Source organism: Streptomyces sp. NBC_00328, assembly GCF_036139655.1.
In the GTDB taxonomy this organism is placed as follows: domain Bacteria; phylum Actinomycetota; class Actinomycetes; order Streptomycetales; family Streptomycetaceae; genus Streptomyces.
Genome location: NZ_CP108013.1, coordinates 2,530,320 through 2,544,949, shown reverse-complemented (window position 1 = coordinate 2,544,949; position 14,630 = coordinate 2,530,320). Strand labels below are relative to the sequence as shown.

The window sequence follows — 14,630 nt, the reverse complement described above, 5'->3', positions numbered from 1 at the left end:
TCGTCCTGTCAGTCCTCGGAGGAGTCGTCCGCGTCGGAGGGGCCGGAGGAATCCGGCGTGTCCGTGGACTCCGGCGCGTCCGGCGCGTCCGGCGCGTCCTGCGCGCTCGATGTGCCCGATGTGCTCGACGTGCCCGGGGTGTCCCCGGAGTCGGACCCGCGGTCGTGTGCGTCCGGCCCGGTGCCGTCGCTGCCCGGCTCCCGGTCCTTCCCCGACTCCTCGCCCGGGCCGGTGTCCTGCCCGTTGCCGGACTCGGGGCGCTGGGTCAGCGGCGGCCGGGTGCGGCCGCCGGGAGTGTCGCGGAGGTACGAGGCCGGCTCGCCGCTCTCCGTCGCGTGGCCCGGAGCCCCCGCCGTCGGACCGCCGCCGTCCCTGCGGCGCAGATAACGCTCGAACTCGCGGGCGATCGCCTCGCCGGACGCCTCCGGCAGCTCGGCGGTGTCCCGGGCCTCCTCCAGCGTCTGCACGTACTCGGCGACCTCGCTGTCCTCGGCGGCGAGCTGGTCGACGCCCAACTGCCAGGCACGCGCGTCCTCGGGCAGCTCGCCCAGCGGAATGCGCAGGTCGATGAGGTCTTCCAGGCGGTTGAGCAGCGCCAGGGTCGCCTTCGGGTTGGGCGGCTGCGACACGTAGTGCGGTACGGCCGCCCACAGGGACACGGCGGGTACGCCCGCGTGCGTGCACGCCTCCTGGAGGACGCCGACGATGCCCGTGGGGCCCTCGTACTTGGTCTCCTCCAGATCCATCGTGCGGGCCAGGTCGGCGTCGGAGGTGACTCCGCTGACCGGCACGGGACGGGTGTGCGGGGTGTCGCCGAGCAGCGCGCCCAGGATGACCACCAGCTCCACGCCCAGTTCGTGCGCGAAACCGAGCAGTTCGTTGCAGAACGAGCGCCAGCGCATCGACGGCTCGATACCGCGGACCAGCACCAGATCGCGCGGCTTCTCGCCGCCGATCCGGACCACCGACAGACGCGTGGTCGGCCAGGTGATCTTGCGCACGCCGGCGTCCAGCCACACGGTCGGACGGTTCACCTGGAAATCGTAGTAGTCCTCGGCGTCCAGCGCCGCGAACACCTCGCCCTTCCATTCCCGATCCAGATGCGCGACCGCGGCGGAGGCGGCGTCGCCGGCGTCGTTCCAGCCCTCGAACGCGGCCACCATGACTGGGTCGATCAGCTCGGGAACCCCCTCCAGCTCGATCACCCAGCGCCTCCTTCCGATGTGCCCTCGCGTACGCCTCAACCTTACGGCGTGCCGAGGGGACCTCCGCAGCCCCCTTGCACGGGGGAGTGAACGGATCACTGCCCCGTCGAAGGCCCGGAAACACGCGAGCCCGTCACCCCGCCCCGCCCGCGCGTCCGGGCCGCCCCCGGTCAACTCGCCGGGCAGCCGTGAGGGTTGCCGCGCGGCGAGCGGCCACGAAGAGCGCGGAGCCCGCACACGGGCTGAGGGGCGGCACCCCCCGTGGGAGCCGCCCCTCAGCCCGGCCGTGGGCGCCTACTTGCCGTCGAGCAGATCCTGCACCTTGCCGCGGACCTCGTCCGTGGCCAGACCGCGGATCGTCAGCGTCGTACGGCGGCGCAGCACGTCGTCCGCCGTCTCGGCCCACTCGTTGTCCCGGGCGTAGACGACCTGCGCCCAGATCTCCGGGGCGTCCGGGTGGACGCGCTCGCCGAGCGCCGGGTTCTCGTTGGCCAGCCGGGCGATGTCGAAGGCCAGCGAGCCGTAGTGGGTGGCCAGATGCCGGGCCGTGTCGGCGGCCATGCGCGGACCGGGAGCCGGTCCGTCCACCAGCAGGCGGTGGGCGACCGCGCGCGGGTTGGCGACACCGGGCAGCGGCAGTTTCTTCGGCAGCGTGGACATCGGCTCGAAGTCCTCGCCCAGCGGGTGGCCGGGCAGCGACTCCAGCTTCTTCATGACCGTACGGCCGATGTGCCGGAAGGTGGTCCACTTGCCGCCCGCGACGGACAGCATCCCGCCGCGGCCCTCCGTGACGACCGTCTCGCGCTTGGCCTTCGACGTGTCGCCGGGACCGCCCGGCAGCACCCGCAGACCCGCGAAGGAGTAGGTGATCAGGTCGCGCGAGAGCTGCTGGTCGCGGATGGAGAACGCGGCCTCGTCGAGTATCTGCGCCGTGTCCTTCTCGGTGACCGAGACGTCCGCCGGGTCGCCCTCGTACTCCTCGTCGGTGGTGCCGAGCAGCAGCATGTCCTCCCAGGGGAGGGCGAAGGTGATGCGGTACTTGTCGATCGGGGTGGCCAGGGCCGCCTTCCACGGCGAGGTGCGCTTCAGGACCAGGTGCGCGCCCTTGGACAGACGTATGGAGGGAGCCGCGTTCGGGTCCTCCAGCTTGCGCAGGTGGTCGACCCACGGGCCGGTCGCGTTCAGCACGAGCCGGGCGTTCACGCCGAACTCGTCGCCGGACAGCCGGTCCCGCAGCTCCGCGCCCGTCACCCGGCCCCGGGTGAAGCGCAGGCCCGTGACCTCGGCGTGGTTCAGGACCGCGGCCCCCGACTCGACGGCCGCGCGGACCGTCATGAGGGCCATGCGGGAGTCGTTCATCTGGTCGTCGCCGTACACGGCCACGGCCTTGAGGTTGTCGGTGCGCAGCTCGGGCACGTCCTGCGCGGCCTTGGAGGGGCTGAGCAGATGTCCCACGCCGTCACCGAACGCCGACAGGGCGGAGTAGGCGAAGACGCCCGCTCCGAGCTTCGCCGCGCCGTGCGGCCCGCCCTTGTACACGGGGAGGTAGAACGTGAGCGGGTTCGCCAGGTGGGGTGCCACCTGGCGGGAGACCGCACGGCGCTCGAAGTGGTTCTCCGCCACCAGCTTCACCGCGCCGGTCTGCAGGTAGCGCAGACCGCCGTGGAGGAGCTTGGAGGAGGCGGAGGAGGTGGCGCCGGCGAAGTCGCCGGCGTCGACCAGCGCCACCCGCAGTCCGGACTGCGCGGCGTGCCAGGCGGTGGAGATGCCCAGGATGCCGCCGCCGATGACGAGGAGGTCGTACGTTGCCTTGGAGAGCTGCTCCCGGGCCTCGGCGCGGCTCGGGTTGGAGCCGGAGGCCGGGTGCGTACCGAGGGCAGGCACGGACTGCAGGGTGGGCTGGCTGGTCATTGCGGGTTCTTACTCCTCGTCAGTTCTCGTCTTCGATCCAGCCCATGGTCCGCTCGACGGCCTTGAGCCAGCTCTTGTACTCACGGTCGCGGACGTCCGCGTCCATGTTGGGGGTCCATTCCGCGGCCCGGCGCCAGTTGGCGCGCAGGTCCTCGGTGTTGGTCCAGAAGCCGACGGCGAGGCCGGCGGCGTAGGCGGCGCCGAGGCAGGTGGTCTCGGCGACCATCGGGCGCACCACGGGGGCGTCCAGGACGTCGGCCAGGGTCTGCATCAGCAGGTTGTTGGAGGTCATGCCGCCGTCGACCTTGAGCGCCGTGAGCTCGACGCCGGAGTCCTTGGTCATGGCGTCGCTGATCTCACGGGTCTGCCAGGCGGTGGCCTCCAGGACGGCGCGCGCGATGTGCGCCTTGGTGACGTACCGGGTCAGGCCGGCGATCACACCGCGGGCGTCGGGACGCCAGTACGGGGCGAACAGACCGGAGAAGGCCGGTACGACGTAGGCGCCGCCGTTGTCCTCGACCGAGGACGCGAGCGTCTCGATCTCGGCGGCGGACTGGATCAGGCCCATCTGGTCGCGCATCCACTGCACCAGCGACCCGGTGACGGCGATGGAGCCTTCCAGGGCGTAGACCGGCTCCTGTTCGCCGATCCGGTAGCCGACGGTGGTCAGCAGGCCCGAGTAGGAGTTGATGATCTTGTCACCGGTGTTCATCAGCATGAAGGTGCCGGTGCCGTACGTGGACTTGGCCTCGCCGGGGGAGAAACAGGTCTGGCCGAACAGCGCCGCCTGCTGGTCGCCGAGCGCGGAGGCGACCGGGATGCCGCCGAGCAGCTCGCCGAGCGGGCCGCCGGTGACCTCGCCGTACACCTCGGCGGAGGAGCGGATCTCGGGCAGCATGGCCAGTGGGACGCCGATGGACTCGGCGATCTTCTCGTCCCACGCCAGGGTGTGCAGGTTCATCAGCATGGTGCGCGAGGCGTTGGTGACGTCGGTGACGTGCTTGCCGCCGTCGACGCCGCCGGTCAGGTTCCAGATGACCCAGGTGTCCATGGTGCCGAAGAGGATGTCCCCGGCCTCGGCGCGCTCGCGCAGGCCCTCGACGTTGTCGAGCAGCCAGCGGGCCTTGGGGCCGGCGAAGTACGACGCGAGGGGCAGGCCGGTCTCGCGGCGGAAGCGGTCCTGGCCGACGTTGCGTCCGAGCTCCCGGCACAGGGCGTCGGTGCGGGTGTCCTGCCAGACGAGCGCGTTGTGGACGGGCTCACCGGTGTTCTTGTCCCAGAGCAGCGTGGTCTCACGCTGGTTGGTGATGCCGATGGCCTTGATGTCGTCGCGGGTGATGCCGGCCTTCGAGATGGCTCCGGCGACGACCTCCTGGACGTTGGTCCAGATCTCGGTGGCGTCGTGCTCGACCCAGCCCGGCTTCGGGAAGATCTGCTCGTGCTCCTTCTGGTCGACGGAGACGATGCGTCCGTCGCGGTCGAAGACGATGCAGCGCGACGAGGTGGTGCCCTGGTCGATGGCGGCGATGAAGGGGCCGGCGGTGTGTGCGTCGGTCACGGTGTGCTCCTGGTGTCCGTGGGAGAGGGGCTGTATACGGCGCGGTGCTTCAAAGCGGTGCTGTGCGGCTCATGGTGCATGGGGCGCGGCTTCCAAGCGTGCTGGAGCGGGGGCTCCTAGGCGAAGGCGACGTTGTATATGCCTGCTGCGATCGCGCCGCCGATGAGCGGGCCGACGACCGGTATCCAGGCGTAGCTCCAGTCGGAACCACCCTTGTTGGGCAGGGGGAGCAGGGCGTGCACGATGCGCGGACCGAGGTCACGGGCCGGGTTGATCGCGTAGCCGGTGGGGCCACCGAGGGAGAGGCCGATGCCCACCACCACGAAGGAGGTGATCAGGGCGCCGAGGACGCCCAGGCCGTCACCGTTGTTGTTCAGTCCCTGCGTGAGGATCGCGAGGATCAGCACCACGGTGCCGATGATCTCGGTGGCGAGGTTCTGCACGGCGTTACGGATCTCGGGGCCGGTGGAGAAGATACCGAGCACCGGTCCCGCGGCCGCCTCCTCGGCCTCGACGGCCTTCACGGCCGGCTTGTCGGAGCCGCCGACGATCTCGCTGTCGGTGAGGTGGGCGAGGAACTGGCCGTAGTAGGCCACCCAGACCAGCGCCGCGCCGATCATGGCGCCGAGCAGCTGTCCGCCCCAGTAGACGGCGAGGTTGCTGTAGTCGTCGTCCTTGATCGCGAGGGCGAGGGTCACGGCCGGGTTGAGGTGCGCGCCGGACAGCGGCGCCGAGATGTAGACCGCGGTCATGACCGCGAAGCCCCACCCGAAGGCGATGGCCAGCCATCCGGCGGCTCGCGCCTTGGAGGCCTTCAGCGTGACGGCGGCGCACACGCCACCGCCGAGCAGGATGAGAACGGCGGTACCTATGGTCTCGCCGATGAAGATGTCGGAGCTGGACACCCGCGACTCCTTTGTCCTTCGTCCAGGGGAAGCCGAACCCCGGGTCCCACCGGTGGTTCGTGCTCTCGGGGAGTGAGAGCGATGTCGGCCCCGGCATTGCCACACCCTAACGTCTATTGCCGGTAGGTGTTCGACAATGCCGACCGATGGACGGGAGTCTTGCCCTCGCTTCGCCGCCTCGTCAAGGGTTCGGTTATCGAAAACGCGATCGTTATTGATTGATGTGTGCTATCGGTGCGTCGCCGCTCGTCCGAGGGCATACGAAGAAGGCCGGGAAGCATTCCGCTTCCCGGCCTCGGCCCCTGTGAATCCCGGACCTCGGCGAGTACGAAACCCGGAGCGGCGCACGCCTAGGCCGACGCGCGCGCCGGAAGGGGCCCGCGACGGTGTGCGTCCGGGAGCGGTTCTGCGAACGGCGCACGTGTCGAAACCGCCCGGCGGGCGGTGTATACGGTCAGCGTCGCCGGGCGAACAGTGTTCGTGTCGTCAACGTCGAACGGTGGGGCCCAGGCGGCGGACGTCAGGCGTCAGGCGGCCGACGCCGAACGGCAGGCGTCGAACGTCAGGTGACAGGTGACAGGCGTAAGGCGTCCCACGGACGGTGCACGGTGGGACGGCCCGGCGAACGGTGTTCGCGTCAGAACCGGCCGGCGCCCAGGTCGCGCGACACCGCGCGGGCGCAGTCGCGCACTGCGGCGATCAGCTCCGGCCGCAGCTCCCCGTCCTTGCACACCCGCTCCACGGCCCCGGTGATGCCCACCGCGCCGACCGGCATGCGGCGCCGGTTGTGGATCGGGGCGGCCACCGAGGCGACCCCCGTCCACGTCTCCTCCACGTCGTCCGCGTACCCGCGCGCGCGGGTCACGTCGAGGACGCCCTCGAAGTCGTCCAGTTCGCTGATCGTCCGCGGGGTGAACGCCTTGCGCTCGACCTCCAGGACCTCGCTGTGCGCCACCGGGTCGTACGCCGACAGCACCTTGCCCAGGGCCGTGGAGTGCAGCGGCTGCATCGCCCCCACCTCCAGGACCTGGCGGCTGTCGTCCGGCCGGAAGACGTGGTGCACGATCAGGACGCCCTGCTGGTGCAGCACGCCCAGATAGACGCTCTCGCCGCTGGAGCGGGCCAGGTCGTCGGTCCACACCAGGGCGCGCGCCCGCAGTTCGTGGACGTCGAGGTAGGTGGTGCCCAGTCGCAGCAGTTCGGCGCCCAGCTGATAGCGCCCGGAGACCGTGTCCTGCTCGACGAACCCCTCCTGCTGGAGGGTGCGCAGGATGCCATGGGCCGTACCCTTGGCCAGGCCCAGCGAGGAGGCGATGTCCGACAGGCCGAGCTGTCGCTCGCCGCCCGCGAGCAGCCGCAGCATCGCCGCTGCCCGTTCGAGCGACTGGATGTTCCGTGCCATCGCCGTGCTGCCTCCGTCCCCTTCGACCGCCGGCGCGACTACCCGCTGCCGTTCGGCAATGTCGAACACTACCGGTCGTCACCGAGCTCCCGCCAATGGGTGGTCGCCCCACGTTCCGTCCGCCTCCACACCGCCGTCACCCACATCACGCCCGTCCGCGTCGTGGACGCCCATGCCTGATCCGCGGTGCTCCGGATACCCTGACGGCGTGCGCCTTCCATGGGAAGCGCAAAGCCGACAGCCGTCGCACTCCAGGGAGCACCTTCATGGCCTCGTTGCCGAACCCGTCCCTTTCGTCCGGTCTCTCCGAAGGCCGGAAGCGAACCGAAGCACTCCGAGAAGCGCTCGCCACCCGTGTGGTGGTGGCCGACGGCGCGATGGGCACGATGCTTCAGGAGCAGGACCCGACGCTGGAGGACTTCGAGAACCTCGAAGGCTGCAACGAGATTCTCAACGTCACCCGCCCGGACATCGTGCGCTCGGTGCACGAGGCGTATTTCGAGGTGGGCGTCGACTGCGTGGAGACGAACACCTTCGGTGCGAACCACTCGGCGATGGCCGAGTACGACATCGCCGAGCGCGTCCACGAGCTGTCCGAGGCCGGGGCCCGGATCGCCCGTGAGGTCGCCGACTCCTTCGGTGCCCGCGACGGCCGTCAGCGCTGGGTCCTCGGCTCGATCGGCCCCGGCACGAAGCTGCCGACGCTCGGCCACGTCTCCTACGGCACCCTGCGCGACGGTTTCCAGGCCAATGCCGAGGGCCTGCTCGCGGGCGGCGCCGACGCGCTGATCGTGGAGACCACCCAGGACCTGCTGCAGACGAAGTCCTCCGTGCTGGGCGCGCACCGCGCCATGGAGGCGACCGGCGTCCGGGTGCCCCTGCTGGTCTCGATGGCCTTCGAGACCACCGGCACCATGCTGCTCGGCTCCGAGATCGGCGCCGCGCTGACCGCGCTGGAACCGCTCGGCATCGACATGATCGGCCTGAACTGCTCGACCGGCCCCGCCGAGATGAGCGAGCATCTGCGCTACCTCACCCGGCACTCCCGCATCCCCCTGCTGTGCATGCCGAACGCGGGTCTGCCGGTCCTGACGAAGAACGGCGCCCACTTCCCGCTCGACGCCGAGGGGCTGGCCGACGCCCAGGAGAACTTCGTCCGGGACTACGGCCTGTCCCTGGTGGGCGGTTGCTGCGGTACGACCCCGGAGCACCTGCGCCGGGTGGTGGAGCGGGTGAACGGCGTTACGCCCCCCGGGCGTGACCCGCGGCCGGAGCCCGGTGCCGCCTCGCTCTACCAGACGGTCTCCTTCCGTCAGGACACCGCCTACATGGCGATCGGTGAGCGGACCAACGCCAACGGGTCGAAGAAGTTCCGCGAGGCGATGCTGGAGGGGCGCTGGGACGACTGTGTGGAGATGGCCCGTGACCAGATCCGTGAGGGCGCGCACATGCTCGACCTGTGTGTCGACTACGTCGGCCGGGACGGGGCGGCGGACATGGACGAGCTGGCCGGCCGGTTCGCCACCGCCTCCACGCTGCCGATCGTGCTGGACTCCACCGAGGTTCCGGTGCTGCGGGCGGGTCTGGAGCGTCTGGGGGGCCGTGCGGTCCTCAACTCGGTCAACTACGAGGACGGCGACGGGCCGGAGTCCCGGTTCGCGAAGGTCACCCGACTGGCCCGGGAGCATGGGGCCGCGCTGATCGCGCTGACCATCGACGAGGAGGGCCAGGCCCGCACGGTGGAGACCAAGGTCGCCATCGCCGAACGGCTGATCGAGGACCTCACGGGCAACTGGGGGATCCATGAGTCCGACATCCTCATCGACACCCTGACCTTCACGATCTGCACCGGTCAGGAGGAGTCCCGCAAGGACGGTATCGCGACGATCGAGGCGATCCGCGAGCTCAAGCGCCGCCGCCCGGACGTGCAGACCACGCTCGGCCTGTCCAACATCTCCTTCGGCCTCAACCCGGCCGCCCGTATCCTGCTCAACTCGGTCTTCCTGGACGAGTGCGTCAAGGCGGGCCTGGACTCGGCGATCGTGCACGCCTCCAAGATCCTGCCGATCGCCCGGTTCAGCGAGGAGGAGGTCGCCACCGCCCTCGACCTCATCCACGACCGCCGGGCCGAGGGGTATGACCCGCTGCAGAAGCTGATGGCGCTGTTCGAGGGCGCCACCACCAAGTCGCTGAAGGCGGGCAAGGCCGAGGAACTGGCCGCGCTCCCGCTGGACGAACGCCTCAAGCGGCGGATCATCGACGGCGAGAAGAACGGCCTGGAGGCCGACCTCGCCGAGGCCCTGCAGGACCGTCCGGCCCTGGACATCGTCAACGAGACGCTGCTGGACGGCATGAAGGTGGTCGGCGAGCTGTTCGGCTCCGGCCAGATGCAGCTGCCGTTCGTGCTCCAGTCCGCCGAGGTCATGAAGACGGCCGTCGCCTACCTCGAACCGCACATGGAGAAGTCGGACGCGGAGGGCAAGGGCACCATCGTGCTGGCCACCGTGCGCGGCGACGTCCACGACATCGGCAAGAACCTCGTCGACATCATCCTGTCCAACAACGGCTACAACGTCGTCAACCTCGGCATCAAGCAGCCGGTCTCCGCGATCCTGGACGCCGCCCAGGAACACCGGGCCGACGTCATCGGCATGTCCGGACTCCTGGTCAAGTCCACGGTGATCATGAAGGAGAACCTGGAGGAGCTCAACCAGCGCGGCATGTCCGCCGACTACCCCGTCATCCTCGGCGGCGCCGCCCTGACCCGCGCCTACGTCGAACAGGACCTCCACGAGATCTACCAGGGCGAGGTCCGCTACGCCCGCGACGCCTTCGAGGGCCTGCGCCTGATGGACGCCCTGATCGGCGTCAAACGCGGAGTGCCCGGCGCGGTCCTGCCCGAACTCAAGCAACGCCGGGTGCGGGCCACCGCGTCCGCCGAGATCGAGGAGCGCCCGCAGGAGGGACACGTCCGCTCCGACATCTCCACCGACAACCCCGTACCGAAGGCCCCCTTCACCGGCACCCGCGTGATCAAGGGCATCCAGCTCAAGGAGTACGCCTCCTGGCTGGACGAGGGCGCCCTGTTCAAGGGGCAGTGGGGTCTCAAGCAGGCCCGCGCCGGCGACGGCCCGACCTACGAGGAACTCGTCGAGACCGAGGGCCGGCCGCGACTGCGCGGGCTGCTCGACCGCCTCCAGACCGACAACCTGCTGGAAGCCGCCGTGGTCTACGGCTACTTCCCCTGCGTCTCCAAGGACGACGACCTGATCATCCTCGACGACCAGGGCAACGAGCGGACCCGCTTCACCTTCCCCCGCCAGAGCCGCGGCCGCCGGCTGTGCCTCGCCGACTTCTTCCGCCCCGAGGAATCGGGGGAGACCGACGTGGTCGGCCTCCAGGTCGTCACCGTCGGCTCCCGGATCGGTGAGGAGACCGCCAAGCTCTTCGAGGCCAACGCCTACCGCGACTACCTCGAGCTGCACGGCCTGTCCGTCCAGCTCGCCGAGGCCCTCGCCGAGTACTGGCACGCCCGCGTGCGCTCCGAGCTCGGCTTCGCGGGGGAGGACCCCTCCGAGATCGCCGACATGTTCTCCCTCAAGTACCGCGGGGCCCGCTTCTCCCTCGGCTACGGCGCCTGCCCGAACCTGGAGGACCGCGCCAAGATCGCGCAGCTCCTGGAACCCGAGCGCATCGGCGTCCACCTCTCCGAGGAGTTCCAGCTCCACCCCGAGCAGTCGACCGACGCCATCGTGATCCACCACCCCGAGGCCAAGTACTTCAACGCCCGGTGAGGTCCCGACGCGCCGCGGCGTGCGCTGCGGCGCACGCTGATCGGATAAGTCGTACACTTATCGGTCCATCGCAGGCCGGTTGTCCCCTGGCGCTCCAGGGGACAACCGGCCTGGTCGTCCCTCAAGGAGGTGCGCCAGGATGACCAGTACGGTCCCCGCGCTCGGAATCCGTACGGCCGAAGGCTCAGCCCTGCAGGCCGTGCTCCTCGACATGGACGGAACCCTGGTGGACACCGAGGGCTTCTGGTGGGACGTGGAGGTCGCGGTCTTCGCGGCTCTCGGACACGCGCTGGACGACTCCTGGCGCCATGTGGTGGTCGGCGGCCCGATGACCCGCAGCGCGGGTTTCCTCATCGAGGCCACCGGCGCCGACATCACGCTGCCCGAACTGTCCGTGCTGCTCAACGACGGTTTCGAGGAGCGCATCGGCCACTCCCTGCCGCTGATGCCGGGCGCAGCCCGGCTGCTCGCCGAACTCGCGGCGCACGAGATCCCCACCGCGCTCGTCTCCGCCTCGCACCGGCGGATCATCGACCGCGTCCTGGGCGTGATCGGCTCGCACTTCTTCCACCTGACCGTCGCGGGCGACGAGGTGGAGCGCACCAAGCCGTTCCCCGACCCGTACCTCCTCGCGGCCGCCCGGCTCGACGCCGAACCGGCACGCTGCGCCGTCATCGAGGACACCTCGACCGGTGTCGCCTCCGCCGAGGCCGCGGGCTGCCAGGTGATCGCGGTGCCCTCGGTCGCGCCCATCGCCCCGGCCGCCCGTCGCACCGTCGTGAATTCCCTCGAAGAGGTCGACCTGCCCTTTCTGCATCGTCTGATGACAAAAGCCCACTGACACGATCACAGAACGTCGTCGCTTTCGTCACGCAGCGTGCCGAGTCGAATGCTCGGAAAGGGCTCGGCCGTTCCGTGTGATAACCGCGGGCGAGGGCCCGATGGAATGCATATCGGGGCGGAACGACTAATTCCGGAAGCCTCAATCAATTTTACTGTGTGACGTTCGCCACGTGGCGGAGGGTCGACAGTGGGACCGACTTGTGCCCCCGTCGCCCATTCGTTACCCATCGACGTGCCCTTGTGTCCCGATTGATGAAACCCTGCACTAATCCTTCCCGTGTCGGGTTATCGGTGCGTCCACGCCCCGTTTCGCAGCGTGAGCGGAAGACGGCTCTCGCATCGGATTGCCGAGCCTGTGGTGCGGACTAATGTCATCGCGAGAACATCGCCGTAACCCCGTGACCCGCCGCGCCACCCCTGCATGCCGGTTCGCGGAACCTACAGCTCTGGAGAAACACGAGCATGAACCGCAAGACTTTGGTGATGCCGGCCGTGGTCGGCCTGCTCGCCCCAGTGCTCGCCGCGTGCGGCGGGTCCGCCAGCGGGGGCGACAGCGGCGATGCCATCGTTGTTGGTACCACGGACCAGTTCACCGCGTCGAAGGAAGCCCCGGCACCGTTCGACCCGGCGTACGCGTACGACGTCGGCACCTGGAACGTCCTGCGTCAGACCGTGCAGACGCTGATGGTCCAGCCGCGTGGTGACGGCGAGCCCCAGCCCGAGGCGGCCGAGAAGTGCGGGTTCACCGACAGCGGGAACGAGCGCTACTCGTGCACCCTGCGTGAGGGCCTGGAGTTCTCCAACGGTGACTCGATCACCGCGAAGGACGTCAAGTTCTCCATCGACCGTGCGCGGGCCCTCGATGCCGACAGTGGTGTGGCCGCCCTGCTGTCCACCATCGACACGGTCGAGACCCGCGGCGACCGCGAGGTGATCTTCCACCTCAAGATCGCCGACGCGACCTTCCCGTTCAAGCTGTCGACCCCGGTCGCCGGCATCGTGAACCCGAACGACTACGAAAAGGGCAAGCTGCGCGACGGCTTCTCCGTGGACGGCTCCGGTCCGTACAGCGTGAAGATCGAGTCCAGCGACGACACCGTCACCAAGGCCGTCTTCACGAAGAACTCCCGGTACAAGGGTCAGCTGAAGGTCAAGAACTCCAAGGTCGAGCTGCGCTCCTTCACGGACGCCGACACCATGGGTGCGGCCCTCGAAAAGGGCGACATCGACCTGATGACGCGCTCGATGACGCCGGACCAGATCAACAAGCTGGACAACACTTCGGGTGGCAACGTCAACCTGAACGAGATGCCCGGCCTCGAGATCCGCTACCTGGCCTTCAACACCAACGCCACGTCGGTGAAGTCGGCGGCCGTCCGCCAGGCCATGGCCCAGGTGATCAACCGCGGCGAGCTCGTCTCCAAGGTCTACGGTTCCCAGGCCGAGCCGCTGTACTCGCTCGTCCCGGCGACCATCACGGGCCACGCCAACGCCTTCTTCAACAAGTACGGCGACCCGAGCGTCAGCAGGGCCCAGACGCTGCTCGCCAAGGCCGGCATCACCACCCCGGTCAAGATGACCCTGCACTACACGACCGACCACTACGGTGCGGTCACCGCGGAGGAGTTCCAGGTTCTGAAGAGCCAGCTCAACAAGAGCGGCCTCTTCGACGTCGACATCCAGGGCACCCCCTGGGCCAAGTTCCGCCCGGCCGAGCAGAAGGGCGCCTACGACGTCTACGGGATGGGTTGGTTCCCCGACTTCCCCGACGCCGACAACTACCTGGCGCCGTTCCTCGACAAGGACAACTTCCTTGGCTCGCCGTACGTGAACAGCAAGATCAACAACAACCTGATCCCGGACTCCCGCCGCGAGGCCGACCGCCTCACCGCGTCCAAGAGCCTCACCGAGATCCAGAACATCGTGGCCGACGATGTCCCGATCATCCCGCTCTGGCAGGGCAAGCAGTACATCGCCGCGCGTGACGACATCACGGGCTCGGAGTGGGCGCTCAACTCCTCCTCCACCCTCCAGCTGTGGGAGCTGAGCCGCGGCGTCAGCGAGTGACCCAAGCATCCGACCCGGGGCTGTGAAGCCCCGGGCCCGACCCGGGACCCGACGGTCCCGGGTCTTTCGGCTTCGACGGCGCGGAACAGGCCCGTAGCCACGCCGCGGCACGTGCGGGCATCCACGCCGTGGCACATGCCCGCACGCACACCGCGGGACCGTCCGAGGTCCCGTCGGGCGCCGCACCTGACCGTCGCACGCGAAGGGCGCCCGTTCCCCAGGGGAACGGGCGCCCTTCGCGCTGCCTCGGACAGACCGGTACCGGCCGGCGCTACTGCGCCCCGGGACGCACCAGCCCGCTCTCGTACGCGTACACCGCGGCCTGCACCCGGTCGCGCAGCCCCAGCTTCGTCAGGACATGCCCCACATGCGTCTTGACCGTCGTCTCGCTGACGAACAGATCCGCCGCGATCTCCGCGTTCGACAGACCGCGCGCCACCAGCTTCAGCACCTCGACCTCACGGTCGGTCAGCGTGTGCAACGTGTCCGGAACCGGATCGTCCCCGGACGGCAGATGACCCGCGTACTTGTCCAGCAGACGACGCGTGATGCTCGGCGCGAGCATCGCCTCGCCCGCCGCGACCACCCGGATCGCCTGCACCAGCTCATTGGCCGGCGCGTCCTTGAGGAGGAAACCGCTGGCACCCGCCCGAAGCGCCTCCACCACGTACTCGTCGAGGTCGAACGTCGTCAGCACCAGAACCTTCGCCGGACCGTCCCGTCCCGGCCCGGTGATCTGCCGCGTCGCCTCCACACCGTCCATCCGCGGCATACGGATGTCCATCAGAACCACATCGGGCTGCAGGGCACGAACCTGATCGAGTGCCTGGAGACCGTCACCGGCCTCGCCGACGACCGCGAGATCCGGCTCCGCCTCCAGAATCATCCGGAAGCCGGTGCGCAGCAGCGGCTGGTCGTCGACCAGTAGGACGCGGATGGCCACGT

9 protein-coding genes are annotated in these 14,630 nt (G+C 69.4%); 3 read left to right on the top strand and 6 right to left on the bottom strand.

Translation table 11 applies throughout. From position 1 onward, the window contains the following. Window positions 1-8 precede the first annotated feature (8 nt). The 5 genes from OG485_RS11110 to OG485_RS11090 all read right to left on the bottom strand — a co-directional run bounded on the left by OG485_RS11110 (window position 9) and on the right by OG485_RS11090 (window position 6,981). The gene (locus tag OG485_RS11110; protein WP_328667891.1) at window positions 9-1,205 is read right to left on the bottom strand and encodes a PAC2 family protein; all 1,197 of its coding nucleotides are present in this window, start codon (window positions 1,203-1,205) and stop codon (window positions 9-11) included. A gap of 294 nt (window positions 1,206-1,499) precedes the next feature. Further along, a complete protein-coding gene (locus tag OG485_RS11105) occupies window positions 1,500-3,116 on the bottom strand; it encodes a glycerol-3-phosphate dehydrogenase/oxidase (RefSeq protein WP_328667890.1) in 1,617 nt (538 codons plus the stop codon). A gap of 19 nt (window positions 3,117-3,135) precedes the next feature. After that, the gene (glpK, locus tag OG485_RS11100) at window positions 3,136-4,674 is read right to left on the bottom strand and encodes a glycerol kinase GlpK (protein WP_328667889.1); all 1,539 of its coding nucleotides are present in this window, start codon (window positions 4,672-4,674) and stop codon (window positions 3,136-3,138) included. Window positions 4,675-4,790: 116 nt separating this feature from the next. Next, window positions 4,791-5,579: an MIP/aquaporin family protein gene (locus OG485_RS11095; protein ID WP_328667888.1), complete on the bottom strand. Its 789-nt coding sequence runs from the start codon at window positions 5,577-5,579 to the stop codon at window positions 4,791-4,793. 637 nt (window positions 5,580-6,216) lie between these two features. Beyond that, window positions 6,217-6,981 (bottom strand): IclR family transcriptional regulator, encoded by a 765-nt coding sequence (locus tag OG485_RS11090; protein ID WP_151468334.1) that lies wholly within the window; start codon window positions 6,979-6,981, stop codon window positions 6,217-6,219. A gap of 266 nt (window positions 6,982-7,247) precedes the next feature. On the opposite strand from OG485_RS11090, the gene metH reads away from it, so the two are divergent. The 3 genes from metH (at window position 7,248) to OG485_RS11075 (ending at window position 13,685) form a co-directional block, all read left to right on the top strand. Continuing rightward, on the top strand, window positions 7,248-10,775 hold the full coding sequence (gene metH, locus OG485_RS11085; protein ID WP_328667887.1) for a methionine synthase: 3,528 nt from the start codon (window positions 7,248-7,250) through the stop codon (window positions 10,773-10,775). A gap of 139 nt (window positions 10,776-10,914) precedes the next feature. Continuing rightward, window positions 10,915-11,616, top strand: coding sequence for an HAD family hydrolase (locus tag OG485_RS11080; protein WP_328667886.1), 702 nt, complete (start codon window positions 10,915-10,917; stop codon window positions 11,614-11,616). Between the two features lie 464 nt (window positions 11,617-12,080). Beyond that, on the top strand, window positions 12,081-13,685 hold the full coding sequence (locus OG485_RS11075; protein WP_328667885.1) for an ABC transporter substrate-binding protein: 1,605 nt from the start codon (window positions 12,081-12,083) through the stop codon (window positions 13,683-13,685). Between the two features lie 271 nt (window positions 13,686-13,956). Here the strand turns inward: OG485_RS11075 and OG485_RS11070 are convergent, their stop codons facing one another. Beyond that, window positions 13,957-14,628: a response regulator transcription factor gene (locus OG485_RS11070; protein WP_328667884.1), complete on the bottom strand. Its 672-nt coding sequence runs from the start codon at window positions 14,626-14,628 to the stop codon at window positions 13,957-13,959. Window positions 14,629-14,630 lie beyond the last annotated feature (2 nt).

What these genes read in the sequence shown, in the direction of transcription:
- OG485_RS11090 (WP_151468334.1), bottom strand. Translation starts at nt 6,981, where the DNA reads ATGGCACGGAACATCCAGTCGCTCGAACGGGCAGCGGCGATGCTGCGG.
- OG485_RS11105 (WP_328667890.1), bottom strand. Translation starts at nt 3,116, where the DNA reads ATGACCAGCCAGCCCACCCTGCAGTCCGTGCCTGCCCTCGGTACGCAC.
- OG485_RS11080 (WP_328667886.1), top strand. Translation starts at nt 10,915, where the DNA reads ATGACCAGTACGGTCCCCGCGCTCGGAATCCGTACGGCCGAAGGCTCA.
- metH (WP_328667887.1), top strand. Translation starts at nt 7,248, where the DNA reads ATGGCCTCGTTGCCGAACCCGTCCCTTTCGTCCGGTCTCTCCGAAGGC.
- OG485_RS11075 (WP_328667885.1), top strand. Translation starts at nt 12,081, where the DNA reads ATGAACCGCAAGACTTTGGTGATGCCGGCCGTGGTCGGCCTGCTCGCC.